This is a genomic window from Parahoeflea olei, assembly GCF_001703635.1.
GTDB classification, from domain to species: domain Bacteria; phylum Pseudomonadota; class Alphaproteobacteria; order Rhizobiales; family Rhizobiaceae; genus Hoeflea; species Hoeflea olei.
This window is the reverse complement of sequence record NZ_LQZT01000008.1, coordinates 1-13,708: the sequence shown is the minus strand read 5'-3', so window position 1 is coordinate 13,708 and position 13,708 is coordinate 1. Positions and strand designations below refer to the sequence as shown.

Genomic DNA, 13,708 nt, shown 5'->3' with positions numbered 1-13,708 from the left:
GTCTCCATGACCAATGCCGCTTCCGCGGAAAAACGCCGCATCTCCGTTCTGGGGTCGACCGGGTCGATCGGACGCAACACGCTGGACGTGATGAGCCATCTGGGCGGACGCGAAGCCTTCGAGGTGCCCGCCATCACCGGCATGGGCAATATCGGGCTGCTGGTGGAACAGGCCAAACAGACCGGCGCGGGCTTTGCCGTGACCGCGGACCCCGACCTCTACGCCGAGCTGAAATCCGCGCTCGCGGGAACCGGCATCGAGGCCGGCGCAGGGCCTTCGGCGCTGGTCGAGGCCGGGTTGCGCGACACCGACATTCTGCTTGCCGGCATCGTCGGCATCGCCGGTCTCGCCCCCACGCTCGCCGCGATCGGCGGCGGCGCCGACATCGCGCTTGCCAACAAGGAATGCCTGGTCTCCGCCGGCGACCTGTTCACCTCCGCCATCGCCCAAGGCGGCGGCAGCCTGCTGCCGGTCGACAGCGAGCACAGCGCCATCTTCCAGGTGCTGGAGGAAAACCAGCGTCACGCGGTCGAGCGCATCATCCTCACCGCCTCCGGCGGGCCGTTCCGCAACCACACCCGTGACGAGATGGCCTCGATGACCGCCGAGGTCGCCGCCGCGCATCCGAACTGGTCGATGGGCATCAAGATCTCGATCGACAGCGCGTCGATGTTCAACAAGGCGCTGGAGATGATCGAGGCACGCCATCTGTTCGGCCTCCGGCCGGAGCAGATCGAGGTGATCGTCCACCCGCAATCCATCATCCATTCCATGGTGGGCTATTCGGACGGCTCGGTTCTGGCCCAGCTCGGCGCCCCGGACATGCGCCACGCCATCGGCTACGCGATCTCGCATCCGCGCCGCGCCAGCCTTCCCGTGGAGCGGCTCGATTTTGCCAAACTCGCCCGGCTTGATTTCCACGCCCCCGACGAAGTGCGCTTCCCGGCGCTGGCGCTCGCCCGGACCGCCATGGAGCGCGGCGGGCTGCAGGGTGCGGTGCTGAACGGCGCCAAGGAGGCCGCGCTCGACGCCTTCATCGCCGGTCGCATCGGCTTTCTCGACATGGCCGACATCGTTTCAGCCACCATGGACCGGCTCGACGACGGTCGCCAGGCGACCGCGATCGAGGACGTCTATGCCGCCGACCGCGAGGCCCGCATCGTCGCGGGCGCGATCATCGCCGAACTCGGCGCCCGCTCGCGCGCGCGCCACTGAGGCACGTCTTTCAGGCAGATTGACGAATCGCCGCCCCAGCGGCATCCTTTCCTGGCGTGGCTCGCGCGCAACCTCCCAGGGCCTTCCCCGGCAAGGTCCTTCCATGGAGGCAAAAGGACTTCTCGTCTTGAGCCGTTGTCTTCAGTCTGACCGTTTCGGACGTGGTTGCCGGGGAATGCCGTTCGGAACGCGAAAGGCTCGACCATGACCAGACATGCGAATTTCAAGCGCCGGGTGCGCGCGCGTGCGGCGAAGACCGGCGAATCCTATACCGCGGCCCTGGCCCATCTCCGCCAGTCTTCTCCCCGGACACTCGATCCGGCATCCGTCCGGCTCGCCGTGGTCCAGTCGGCGGCCTGCGATGACCCGGGCGATGCAACAGCACTCAAACACTGCGGGGAAGGTCTCCGGGAGATGATGCGCCAGGCCCATGCACAGGGCGCCCGGCTGATCCATTTTCCCGAAGGCGCCATCTGTGCGCCCGGCAAGCGCCGGATGTCGAGCCGCGGCCCCGCCGAGATCGCCGAAGCCAACTGGGCCCGCGCGGACTGGGCTGCCCTCGGGCAGGAACTCGACAGCATCGCGGAGCTCGCGCGCAGCCTCGGGGTCTGGGCGGTCGTCGGCTCGGTGCATCCGGTACCGGGGCAGCAACGACCCTTCAACAGTCTCTACGTCATTTCCGAGCACGGCGAGATCGCAACCCGCTATGACGAACGGCTGCTCTCCCACACCAAACAATCCTACATGTATGCGCACGGGTCCGGACCGGCGACCTTCACCGTCGATGGCCTCCGCTTCGGCTGCGCGCTCGGCACCGAGACGCATTTTCCGGAGATCTTCACCGACTACGAAAGCCTCGAGGTGGATTGCGTGCTGTGCTCGACGACAGGGGGAACCTGTGCGGATTCGGCCTTTGCCGCCGAGGCACTCGGCCATGCGGCGAGCAACGCCTACTGGGTCAGTCTCTCGCTGCATGCCGCCCACAGCGAGATGGTGCCATCCGGCGTGGCGGGACCGGAAGGACGATGGGCCGCGCGCTGCGCAGACAACGGCACCCCGGCAATCGCGCTCGCCGACATCACGCCGACGGCGGGTGGCCCCGCCCGGCCCTGGCGCCGCAAGCTGCGGGCTGAGATGGCCACATCTCAGGCGCAATAGGATCATTGCCTCCGGCACCGAACCCGGGCGCTCCCGGCCAGCCCTCTCGATGCGACATGCAACCGCCCCTCCCCCAGGTATCAAAAGGGCCGCCCGGATAATCCGCGGGCGGCCCGGTCATCGTCTTGTGCAACCGGCCTCCATCAACCGAGCTCAAGCGGCCGTCTTTGCTATCCCGCGGCCGCCACCGCGCGCTTGGCCATCACCTTGACCAGGTTGGCGCGGTAGGCCGACGACGCATGGATGTCAGCCATCAGGTCGGAATCGTCGACTGTCACGCCGTCGAGCGCATCGGCGGAGAAGTTCGAGGCCAGCGCCTGCTCCATGCCCGCATGCCGGAACACGCCGTCCGCCCCTGCCCCGGTGACCGCCACCCGCACCGAGCCATCGCCGTGCCTGGCGACGAAGACGCCGGTCAGCGCATAGCGCGAAGCCGGATTGGGGAACTTGGCGTAGCCGCTCTTGGCCGGCGCGGTGATCTCCACCGCCACGATCAGTTCGCCCTCCTCGAGCGCCGTGTCGAACATGCCGGTGAAGAAATCATCGGCGCTGATCGAACGGCTGTTGGTGACGATGGTGGCGTTGAGCGCCAGCAGGCCCGCCGGATAATCCGCCGCCGGATCGTTGTTGGCGATCGAGCCGCCGATGGTGCCCATATGGCGCACATGCGGATCGCCGATATGCGCGGCCAGATGCGCGAGCCCCGGGCAGGCCGCGGCGATCTCTGCCGAGGTGGCGACCTCGACATGGGGCGTGGCAGCACCGATGCGGATCTTTCCGCCGTTCACGGAGATACCCTTCATCTCGCCCACATGCCTGAGATCCACCAGGTCCGAGGGTGCGGCAAGCCGCTGCTTCATGGTCGGGAGCAGGGTCTGCCCGCCCGAGAGATATTTGGCCTCGTCGTTTGCCGAAGCCAGCTTGACGGCGTCCTCCACCGAGGAGGCGCGGTGATAGTTGGTCTGATACATGGCGTATGCCTCCCGTTGCTACTGTGCCGCCCGGATCGCTGCCCACACCCTTTCGGAGGTGGCGGGCATCGTCAGGTCGTTGTTGCCGATGGCGTCGGTGATCGCGTTGATCAGGGCCGGCGGAGAGCCGATGGCGCCGGCCTCGCCGCAGCCCTTGATGCCGAGCGGGTTGCCCGGACAGGCCGTTTCCGTGGTCGAGACCTTGAACGAGGGCAGGTTGTCGGCACGCGGCATGGTGTAGTCCATGTAGCTCGCCGTCAGCAATTGCCCCGTTTCCGGGTCGTAATGCGTGCCTTCGAGCAGCGCCTGGCCGATGCCCTGCGCGAGCCCGCCATGCACCTGGCCTTCGACGATCATCGGGTTGATGATCTTGCCGAAGTCGTCGGCGGCGACGAACTGCACGATCTCGGTCACGCCCGTGTCGGGATCGACCTCGACCTCGCAGATGTAGCAGCCGGCCGGGAAAGTGAAGTTGGAGGGATCGTAGAACGCGCCCTCCTTCAAGCCCGGCTCCATGCCTTCGGGAAGGTTGTGCGCGGTATAGGCGGCCAGCGCCATCTGGAACCAGGGCACGCTCTTGTCGGTGCCGGCGACCTTGAGTTCGCCGTTTTCGATAACGATGTCGCTCTCGTCGGCTTCCATCAGGTGCGCGGCGATCTTCTTGGCCTTGGCCTCGACCTTGTCGAGCGCCTTGACCACCGCCGACATGCCGACCGCGCCCGAGCGCGAGCCATAGGTGCCCATGCCCATCTGCACCTTGTCGGTGTCGCCGTGGACGATCGAGACGCTGTCGATGCCGACGCCGAAGCGCTCGGCCACAAGCTGGGCGAAGGTCGTCTCATGGCCCTGGCCATGGCTGTGCGAACCGGTCAGCACCTCGACGGTACCGACCGCGTTGACCCGCACCTCGGCCGATTCCCACAGGCCCACGCCGGCGCCGAGCGACCCCACCGCCGCCGAGGGCGCGATGCCGCAGGCCTCGATATAGCAGCTCATGCCGATGCCGCGCAGCTTGCCGCGGCCCTTGGCCTCGGCCTTGCGTGCGGCGAACCCGTCATAGTCGGCGGCCTTCATCGCCGCCGACATCGAGGCGTCGTAGTCGCCTGCGTCGTAGCACATGATCACCGGCGTCTGGTGCGGGAACTCGCGGATGAAATTGGTCCGCCTCAGCTCCGCCGGCGAAACGCCGAGTTCGCGCGCCGCGGTTTCCATCACCCGTTCCAGCAGATAGGTCGCCTCCGGCCGGCCGGCGCCGCGATAGGCATCGACCGGTACGGTGTTGGTGTAGACCGTGCGCACATTGGCGTGGATCGCCGGGATGTTGTACTGGCCCGACAAGAGCGTGGCATAGAGATAGGTCGGCACCGAGCTCGAAAACAGCGACATGTAGGCGCCGAGATTGGCGATCGTGTCGACCTTGAAACCGGTGATCCGGTTGTCGGCGTCGAACGCCATCTTGATGGTGGACACGTGATCCCGGCCATGGGCATCGGTGAGGAAGGCCTCAGTCCGGTCGCAGTTCCACTTGACCGGAACGCCGGTGCGCTTGGAGGCCCACAGGCAGACGATCTCTTCGGGATAGATGTAGATCTTGGAGCCGAAGCCGCCGCCCACGTCCGGGGCGATCACCCGGAGCTTGTTTTCGGGCGCGACGTTGTAGAAGGCGCTGAGCACCAGCCGGGCCACATGCGGGTTCTGCGAGGTGGTCCACAGCGTGTAGTGGTCTTCGCCCTCGTCATAGACGCCGAGCGCCGCCCGCGGCTCCATCGGATTGGGCACCAGCCGGTTGTTGATGATCTTCATCTCGGTCACATGCGCAGCCGCGGCAATCGCCGCGTCGGTGGCCGCGGCATCGCCGATCTCCCAATCATAGATCAGGTTGCCGGGCGCATTCTCGTGGAGCTGGGGGGCACCCGTCTTGAGCGCCTCGACCGCGCTCGTGACCACCGGCAGCGGTTCGTAGTCGACCACGACCGCTTCCGCGGCATCACGCGCCTGCGCCTTGGTATCGGCGATCACCACCGCCACGGCGTCGCCGACATAGCGCACCGTGTCCTGGGCGAGCGGGCGCCAGACGCCCATGTTCATCGGCGAGCCGTCCTTGGAATGGATCATCCAGCCGCAGATGATGTTGCCGATCGCATCCTCGGTGAGCTGCGCGCCGTTGAGAATGCCGATCACGCCCGGCATCTTTTCCGCCGCCGACGTGTCGATACCCTTGATTTTCGCATGCGCATGCGGCGAGCGGACGAAATGCGCGTGGCGCATGCCCGGCACCACCATGTCGTCGGTGTACTTGCCCTTGCCGGTGATGAACCGCTTGTCTTCCTTGCGCGCCACCCGGGCGCCGATACCTTCCATTCCCATGTCTCAAACTCCTCCGGTTGAGTGCTGGAGAAAAGCCGGGGCGGACCGGTTCGATCGCTTGCCAGACCCGGCGCGGGGGCTTCGTCAGCGGCCGGATCGTGATCCGGCTCGTTGTCCGCCGCGCCTAAACCTGACTGTCGAAGACCCGCATGTGCCGCCGCCTTTCGCCATCGCCTGTTCAGGCAGTGCCTATTCGGCGGCGATCCGCGCGCCGTCGCCCATCTTGGACGCGGCGTCGAGAACGGCCTTGACGATGTTGTGATACCCGGTGCAGCGGCAGATATTGCCTTCCAGTTCGGCGCGGACGGTCTTCTCGTCCAGCTTGCCGCCGTGCCGCCGGATCATGTCGACGGCCGACATGATCATGCCCGGCGTGCAGAACCCGCACTGAAGCCCGTGATGCTCGCGAAACGCCAGCTGCACGGGGTGCAATTCGCCTCCGGACGCCAGCCCCTCGATCGTGGTGACCTCCGCGCCGTCGGCCTGTGCCGCAAGCATGGTGCAGGATTTGACGGCCTTGCCGTCCACATGCACGACGCAGGCGCCGCACTGCGACGTGTCGCAGCCCACATGCGTTCCGGTCAGACCGAGATTGTCACGAATGAACTGGACCAGAAGCGTCCGGTCCTCACACTGGCCGGAGACGGATCGTCCGTTCACGGTCATTGATACAGTCGCCATCAATTACCTCCCTGGGGTGCAGTTCCTCTTCCTCACCCTGAAGCCATCATTTTCCTTTTTTGGAAAAGGATCAACAGGCAAACGTGCAATAATCTCGACAGCTGCCCGACTGCCCCGGAGACGGCGGGACCGGGCCGGCGCCGCCCGCCTGCGCCTTTGGTCGTGCCCGCGAAGAAAGCGCTTGTCGGCGCGAATCCTTGCCCCTACAAACCAACCGGGCGGTCGGCCAATGGCACGCCGGTCACGCAGTCCGGTTGCGGGCCGAAAACGGCGCTCCGGCAGGAAATCGCCTTCGGCAATGTTTGGGAGAGCAGGCCCGAAACCGGGAGCTGACAGTAAAACGCGGATTGACCAAAGACTGACAGAGAGAACAGACCCGCGCCAGGCGGCTCTCCCTAGGCAGTTACAAAAAATAACCCTAATTTCCGGGGAACAGCGGTCTCGCACCGCGCATACAATCTGGGAGGATACAATGAAAAAACGCACATTCCTGAAATCGGCAACCGCGGCGGCGTTCGCCCTGACGGCTTTCGGCGCTTCCGCGTCGGGCGCTTTCGCGCAGGAAGTCACCCTGCGCATGCACCAGTTCCTGCCCGCACAGGCCAATGTCCCGGCCGAACTTCTGATCCCCTGGGCGGAGAAGATCGGCACCGAGTCCGGCGGGCGCATCAAGGTCGAGGTGTTTTCCGCCATGTCGCTTGGCGGCACCCCGCCGCAGCTGCTCGACCAGGCCCGCGACGGCGTGGTCGACATCGTCTGGACGCTGCCGGGCTATACGCCGGGCCGCTTTCCCCGGGTCGAAGTGTTCGAACTGCCCTTCATGATGACCAACGCGGAAGCCACCTCGCACGCCTATTGGGATCTGTTCAAATCCGACATGGAAGCGCAGGAATTCCAGGGCATCAAGATCCTCGCCACCTGGGTGCACGGCCCCGGCGTGATCCATGCCAAGGGCGAAGGCGTGCGCAAGCTCGAGGACATGCAGGGCAAGAAGATGCGCGGGCCCACCCGCGTCATCAACGGGCTTCTGGCCGAACTCGGCGCCGAGCCGATCGGCATGCCGGTGCCGGCCATTCCCGAGGCGCTGTCCAAGGGCGTGATCGACGGCACGGTGATCCCCTGGGAGGTCACGCCCTCGCTCAAGATCGCCGAACTGGTCGACACCCACACCGAGTTTTCGGGCGACCATGCGCTCTACACCGCGGCTTTCGTGCTGGCCATGAACCAGGCCAAGTATGACAGCCTGCCCGACGACCTGAAAAAGGTGATCGACGACAACACCGGCGCCGAGTTCTCGGCCTTTGCCGGCAAGACACAGGCCTCGTTCGATGCGCCCGGCCGCAAGATCGCCGAAGCCACCGACAACGAGATCGTCGTTCTCGACGAGGCCGAAGTCGAACGCTGGAAGAAGGTTGGCGAAAAGGTGCGCGACAGCTGGTTCGCGGAAATGAAGGACAAGGGGATCGACGGCGAGGCGCTCTATGCCAAGGCGCAGGAACTGATCGCCAAATACACCAAGTAAGTCGGGCGACTTTTCAAAGCCCGCAGGGCGGTCCGAGCGGGGCCGCTCTGCCGGAACGTAGCGAGTGACGACGATGACCATCCTTGTTGCCGGCGCCGGCATTGCCGGCCTGACCTTCGCCCTCACCTGCCGACAGATCGGCATTCCGGTGCGGCTGTTCGAACAGGTGGACAAGATCCGCCCGCTCGGCGTCGGCATCAACCTGCAGCCGCACGCGATCCGCGAACTGATCGATCTGGGGCTCGAGGCCTGTTTCGACGAGATCGGCATCCGCACCCGCGAAGTGGCCTATTTCTCCAAGCACGGCCGCAGGATCTGGGCCGAGCCGCGCGGGCTCGAGGCCGGCTACAACTGGCCGCAACTGTCGGTTCATCGCGGCAAGCTGCAGCTCACGCTGCTCAAGGCGGTGCGCGACCGGCTCGGCGCCGACGCGGTCGAGACCGGCTGGAAAGCCGTGGGCTACACCCGCGAGCGCGGCGGCGTGGCGCTGCACCTCGTCAACCGGCAGGGAGAGACACGCACCGAGCGCGGCAGCCTGCTGGTGGCCGCCGACGGCATCCATTCCGCCATCCGCGCCCAGATGAACCCGAAGGAAGGCCCTCCGGTCTGGGGCGGCGCCGTGCTGTGGCGCGCCACCAGCCGCGCAAAGCCGTTCCTCACCGGCGCCTCCATGGCCATGGCCGGCCATGAATGGCAAAAATTCGTGACCTACCCGATCTCGCCTGTCGATCCCGAAACCGGCCTTGCCGACATCAACTGGGTGGCCGAGATCAAGAAAGCACCGGACGCGCTGTGGAACCGGGAAGACTGGAACCGGCCCGGCAACCTCGCCGATTTCCTGCCGGCCTTCGAAAGCTGGGCCTTCGACTGGCTCGACATCCCGGCGCTGATCCGCAGCGCGAGCCACATTTTCGAATACCCGATGGTCGATCGCGATCCGCTCGACAGCTGGTGCGAAGGACGCGTGACATTGATGGGCGACGCCGCCCACCCGATGTACCCGATCGGCTCGAACGGCGCCTCGCAGGCGATCCTCGATGCCCGCATTCTCGGCCGCACGCTGATCGAGAACGGACTGAGCGAAGAGGCCCTCGCGGCCTATGAGGAAGACCGGCGCCCGGCCACCACCCGGATCGTGCTTGCCAATCGCGGCAACGGCCCGGACCAGATCATGGAAGTGGTGGAGCAGAAATGCGAAGGCCTGTTCGACAGCATCGACGAGGTCATGAGCGCCGAGGAACTTGCCGACCACGCCGCCCGCTACAAGCGGCTGGCGGGTTTCGACCGCGAAACGCTCAATGCCCGGCCGCCGCTCATTCCCGGTCCCGCCGCACCGGGCGGCCCCGCCCATGTTTGACCGGATCGACAGCGCGGTGCGGAAGCTGGCCGCATTTCTCGCCATCCTCGGCGGGCTGGCCCTGATCGCGGTGATCCTTTCCACCGTCGCATCGGTCTCGGGCCGCGCGCTGCTCTGGGCGGGCCTCGGCCCGATCCGGGGCGATTTCGAACTGGTCGAACTCGGCACGGGCTTCGCCGTCTTCGCCTTCCTGCCCTGGGCGCAGATCAACCGCCAGCATGCCTCGGTCGAGATCCTGACCATGCATATGGGCGGGTTCGCCAACCGCCTGATCGATCTCTGCGCCGATCTGCTGATGCTCTCGATCGCGGTCCTGCTGACCTGGAAGCACTGGGACGGCACGCTCGACAAGTTCAATTACGGCGAGACCACCTTCGTCCTGCAATATCCGATCTGGTGGGCCTATGCCTCGGGTCTCGCCGGCGCCTTTGGCTTCGTGCTGGTGAGCGCCTGGTGCGTGGTCCTGAGCCTCCGGGCACTCGCAACCGGACGTGACCAGCCGCACGGGGAGCCCGCGCAGTGAGCAATATCGACATTGCGCTTCTGTCCTTTCCGGCGCTGCTGCTCCTGATCTTCCTCAGGATCCCGATCGGACTTGCCATGCTGATCGCCGGCATCGGCGGCAGCTATTTCATCAACGGCTCGTTCCTGATGGTCTTCGCCCAGCTCAAGAACCTGACCTGGGGCACGTTTTCGAGCTATTCGCTCTCGATCATTCCGCTGTTTCTGCTGATGGGCCAGTTCGCCACGCTCGGTGGCATGTCGCAGGCGCTGTTCAAGGCGGCCGAAACCTGGATGGGCCACCGGCGCGGCGGCGTCGCCATGGCCGCCGTCGGTGCCTGCGCCGGCTTCGGCGCGATCTGCGGCTCTTCGCTCGCCACCGCCGCCACCATGGGCCAGGTCGCCCTGCCTGAACTCAAGCGTTACGGCTATTCCGGCGAGCTTGCCACCGGCGCGCTCGCGGCGGGCGGCACGCTCGGCATCCTGATCCCGCCCTCGGTGATTCTGGTGATCTATGCGATCCTGACCGAGCAGAACATCGCCAAGCTGTTCGTCGCGGCCTTCATCCCGGGCATCCTCGCCGCAATCGGCTACATGATCGCCATCGCCATCTATGTCCGGCTCAAGCCCGGCTCCGCCGGGTTGCGCGAACGCGCGCCCTATTCCGAGCGGTTCCGCAGCCTGCTCGGCGTCTGGCCGGTGCTGATCGTCTTCATCGCCGTGGTCGGCGGCATCTATGGCGGCATCTTCACGCCCACCGAGGCCGCCGCGATCGGCGCCTTCGGCACTGGCGTGATCGCTCTCGCCAATGGCGGCCTCAACCGCCGGACGCTCACGGCATCGATCCTCGCCACCGCGAGCGCCACCGGCATGATCTTCCTGATCGTCTTCGGCGCCGGCGTCTACAACGCCTTCCTTGCGCTCAGCCAGTTGCCGCAGACCGCCGCCGCTTATGTCGGCTCGCAGGGCTTCAATCCGTGGCTGGTGATGGTGGCGGTGCTGGTGCTCTATCTCGTGTTCGGCTGCATCATGGATTCGCTGTCGATGATCCTTCTGACCGTGCCGATCTTCTTCCCCATCATGTCGGCGCTCGATTTCGGGCTCGCACCGGAGGAATTCGCGCTCTGGTTCGGCATCATCGTGCTGATCGTCGTCGAGGTGGGGCTGATCACGCCGCCGGTCGGCATGAACCTGTTCGTAATCAACTCCATGGCGCGCGACACGCCGCTGTCGGCCACCTACCGAGGCGTGTTCCCCTTCGTACTGACCGACATCGTCCGGGTGGCGATCCTGACGATGTTCCCCGCCATCACCCTGGTGGCGGTCCGCCTGCTCTACTGAGAACGCGAAAACGCCCGCCGTGGCAGTCGGCGGGCGCGGGGTTCAGTCTCCGCCGGCGTCAGGCGCCGAGCATCCGGATCTGCTCGATCAGCTCCGCATCGACGGGAATCCCGTTGGCCAGCATCTCCGAGCGGATCTGCTGCCGGCGCCGGCCGGGAAGCCGTGCGCCTTCGGTGCCCGCCACCATGTCGGCCATCAGCGCCATCCGCTCCGCCCCGCCGGGACCGAAGGCATCGGGATCGATGGCGATGATCGCCTGGCCGGTGCCGGGCGGGTCGCCCTTGTCGTCGAAGAACGAGCTTGCCTGCCAGGCGTAATTGGCCCCGGTCAGGCCCGCGCACAAAAGCTCCACCATCAGCGCCAGCGCGGTCCCCTTGGCGTCGCCGAGCGGGATCATGGTGCCGGCCATGGCGGCCTTCGCATCGGTGGTCGGCCGGCCCTCGGTGTCGAGCGCCCAGCCTTCGGGGATTGGATCGCCCTTCTGCGCCGCGGCCATGATCTTGCCGCGCGCGACCTTGGAGAGCGAGATATCGACCACCACCGGTTCGGCATCCGGCAGCGGGGCTGCAAAGGCGATCGGGTCGGTGCCGAACAGCGCGCGGTTGCCGCCCCAGGGCGCCATCGCCGCCGGCGCATTGGCGACCATCAGTGCCGCCACGCCGCGCTGAGCCAGCGCCTCGACGATCACGCCCGCCACGCCGCAGTGATGCGAGCGGCGGATGCCGGCAATGGCGATGCCCTGGGCTTTCGCCGCATCCGGCAGCCAGTCGAGCGCCAGATCCATTGCCGGATAGGCGAAGCCGTTGCCCGCATCGATCGCCAGCGCGCCGGGCCTCAATTGCGTGGAAGACGGCGTGGCGAAACCGTCGACCTTGCCTGCGCGGGCCTGCGCCGAATAGGCGGCGACACGCCTCAATCCGTGCCCGGTCTGGCCGGCAAGCTCGGCCGCGAGCAGCGCTCGCGCCACCGAGGCGGCGTTCTCGGCCGAAGTCCGGTTGCGCATCAGCGCCTCGGCGATCAGTTGCGAGACCGCCTCGGGCGCCATCGTCGTCGCAGTGCTCATGCCTTGCTCCCCAGGGCTTCGAGCACCTTGTCCGCGATCATGTGACTGACGCGCTCGTTGGATTCTCCGGTCACCCCGGCGACATGTGGCGTCAGCACCAGATTGGCGATGCCCCTGAATTTCTCGCCTGCTTCGGCGCTCAGAGGTTCGGTCTCGAACACGTCGAGCGCCGCGCCGCCGAGCTTTCCGGCCTTCAGCGCATCCGCCAGTGCCGCCTCGTCGACAATGCCACCACGCGCGGCATTGATCAGGATCGCATCCGGTTTCATGGCCGCAAGCGCCTTGGCGTCGATCATGTTCTTCGTCGCATCCGTGAGCGGCGTGTGCAGCGAGACCACGTCCGAGAGGTCCAGCACCGCGTCGAGCGAGACGTTGCGGGCGATCTGCCAGCCCGGATGGTCGGCCATCAGATAGGGGTCGTAGGCCACGATCTGCATGCCCATCATGTGCGCCCGCCAGGCCACTTCGCGCGCGATCGAGCCGTAGCCCACGAGCCCGATGGTCTTGCCGGCAAGCTCGCGTCCCATCATCGATTGCCGCGGCCAGGCGCCCGAGGCCACCTCCGCGCTGCGCAGATAGGCTCCGCGCAACAGCATCAGCGCCGAGGTGATCACATATTCGGCCACCGACAGGTCGTTGGCGCCGGTCGCCGGGATCACCTTCACCGAGCGCGCCTTGCAGGCGCCGGTGTCGATGTTGTCGAGCCCGACGCCGAGCCGCCCCACCACCCGAAGTTTCGGCCCCATGCCGAGCAGGGTCTCGCGCACCTGGGTGCGATTGCGCACGATCAGCGCGCGCGCCGAGGCGAGATGGGTGTGAAGGGTGGCCGGATCATCGACCAGCTTCGGGTCGTAGAGCGTGTCGTGGGCCTGGGCGAGGCGGGCAACCGCCGCCTCGTCCATGAATTCGGTGATGACAATTTCCGCCATTTATCCTCCCTCTCCCGTCCGCTTACGCCGAACGATAGAGTTTTGTCATGGAGAATTCGCGGTGACCGAGGGCTTCGGCGGCGGTTGCGCGGCCGTTGGAGGTGCGGATGATCATCTCGATCAGCGCGTCGCCGGCCTGGTCGATGGTCATCTCCCGGGTCAGCACGCCGGTCACGTCGACATCGATATGCTCGCTCATGGTGCGCAGCGTGCGCGGGTTGCCCGAGATCTTGATCACCGGCACGATCGGGTTGCCGATCACGTTGCCCTGCCCCGTCGGGAAGGTGTGGATCACCGCACCGCCCGCAGCCATCAGGGTCACGCATTCCGCCGCCGCCGACGACGAATCCATGAAGTACAAGCCGTTGCCCGATTGCGGCTGTTCGGCCGGATCGAGAATGTCGATGAATTTCGATGTCCGACCGATCTTCTCGAGATTGCCCAGCGCCTTCTCCTCGATCGTCGTCAGACCGCCCTCGATATTGCCCTTGGTCGGCTGGCTGTCACTGAGGTCGTCGGTCTGGTGCGCGAAGATCACCTCGTCCTGATAGGCCTTCCACATCTTGTACCAGCGCTCGCCCACCTCTTCGTTGATCGCGCGGG

At 66.2% G+C, this 13,708-nt stretch carries 11 protein-coding genes and 1 pseudogene; 6 read left to right on the top strand and 6 right to left on the bottom strand.

The annotated features are described in order from the left end of the window. Nucleotides 1-6 precede the first annotated feature (6 nt). A complete protein-coding gene (dxr, locus tag AWJ14_RS07105; protein WP_066176962.1) occupies nt 7-1,215 on the top strand; it encodes a 1-deoxy-D-xylulose-5-phosphate reductoisomerase in 1,209 nt (402 codons plus the stop codon). Between the two features lie 204 nt (nt 1,216-1,419). Continuing rightward, entirely contained in the window at nt 1,420-2,373 is a 954-nt protein-coding gene (locus AWJ14_RS07100; RefSeq protein ID WP_066176823.1) for a carbon-nitrogen hydrolase family protein, read from the top strand. Between the two features lie 170 nt (nt 2,374-2,543). On the opposite strand, the gene AWJ14_RS07095 is transcribed toward AWJ14_RS07100, so the two are convergent. The 3 genes from AWJ14_RS07095 to AWJ14_RS07085 all read right to left on the bottom strand — a co-directional run bounded on the left by AWJ14_RS07095 (nt 2,544) and on the right by AWJ14_RS07085 (nt 6,392). Further along, on the bottom strand, nt 2,544-3,344 hold the full coding sequence (locus AWJ14_RS07095) for an FAD binding domain-containing protein (protein WP_066176821.1): 801 nt from the start codon (nt 3,342-3,344) through the stop codon (nt 2,544-2,546). Between the two features lie 18 nt (nt 3,345-3,362). Further along, on the bottom strand, nt 3,363-5,711 hold the full coding sequence (locus AWJ14_RS07090) for a xanthine dehydrogenase family protein molybdopterin-binding subunit (protein WP_066176819.1): 2,349 nt from the start codon (nt 5,709-5,711) through the stop codon (nt 3,363-3,365). Nucleotides 5,712-5,900: 189 nt separating this feature from the next. Further along, the gene (locus AWJ14_RS07085; protein ID WP_066176817.1) at nt 5,901-6,392 is read right to left on the bottom strand and encodes a (2Fe-2S)-binding protein; all 492 of its coding nucleotides are present in this window, start codon (nt 6,390-6,392) and stop codon (nt 5,901-5,903) included. Nucleotides 6,393-6,864: 472 nt separating this feature from the next. Here AWJ14_RS07085 and AWJ14_RS07080 point away from each other — a divergent pair, with 472 nt between their 5' ends. The 4 genes from AWJ14_RS07080 to AWJ14_RS07065 all read left to right on the top strand — a co-directional run bounded on the left by AWJ14_RS07080 (nt 6,865) and on the right by AWJ14_RS07065 (nt 11,113). Further along, nucleotides 6,865-7,914, top strand: coding sequence for a TRAP transporter substrate-binding protein (locus AWJ14_RS07080; RefSeq protein WP_066176814.1), 1,050 nt, complete (start codon nt 6,865-6,867; stop codon nt 7,912-7,914). 73 nt (nt 7,915-7,987) lie between these two features. Further along, nucleotides 7,988-9,271, top strand: a complete 1,284-nt coding sequence (locus AWJ14_RS07075; RefSeq protein ID WP_066176812.1) for a flavin-dependent oxidoreductase — start codon at nt 7,988-7,990, stop codon at nt 9,269-9,271. Beyond that, entirely contained in the window at nt 9,264-9,794 is a 531-nt protein-coding gene (locus AWJ14_RS07070) for a TRAP transporter small permease (RefSeq protein WP_066176960.1), read from the top strand. The genes AWJ14_RS07075 and AWJ14_RS07070 overlap by 8 nt, the downstream gene beginning before the upstream one ends. Then, entirely contained in the window at nt 9,791-11,113 is a 1,323-nt protein-coding gene (locus tag AWJ14_RS07065; RefSeq protein WP_066176810.1) for a TRAP transporter large permease, read from the top strand. Before AWJ14_RS07070 ends, AWJ14_RS07065 begins: the two co-directional genes overlap by 4 nt. Before the next feature lie 58 nt (nt 11,114-11,171). On the opposite strand, the gene AWJ14_RS07060 is transcribed toward AWJ14_RS07065, so the two are convergent. The 3 genes and pseudogenes from AWJ14_RS07060 to AWJ14_RS07050 all read right to left on the bottom strand — a co-directional run. Then, the gene (locus tag AWJ14_RS07060) at nt 11,172-12,176 is read right to left on the bottom strand and encodes an Ldh family oxidoreductase (RefSeq protein WP_083220117.1); all 1,005 of its coding nucleotides are present in this window, start codon (nt 12,174-12,176) and stop codon (nt 11,172-11,174) included. Further along, the gene (locus AWJ14_RS07055) at nt 12,173-13,105 is read right to left on the bottom strand and encodes a hydroxyacid dehydrogenase (protein ID WP_066176806.1); all 933 of its coding nucleotides are present in this window, start codon (nt 13,103-13,105) and stop codon (nt 12,173-12,175) included. Before AWJ14_RS07055 ends, AWJ14_RS07060 begins: the two co-directional genes overlap by 4 nt. 22 nt (nt 13,106-13,127) lie before the next feature. After that, nucleotides 13,128-13,708 (bottom strand): annotated as a pseudogene (locus AWJ14_RS07050) (UxaA family hydrolase); the annotation flags it as partial.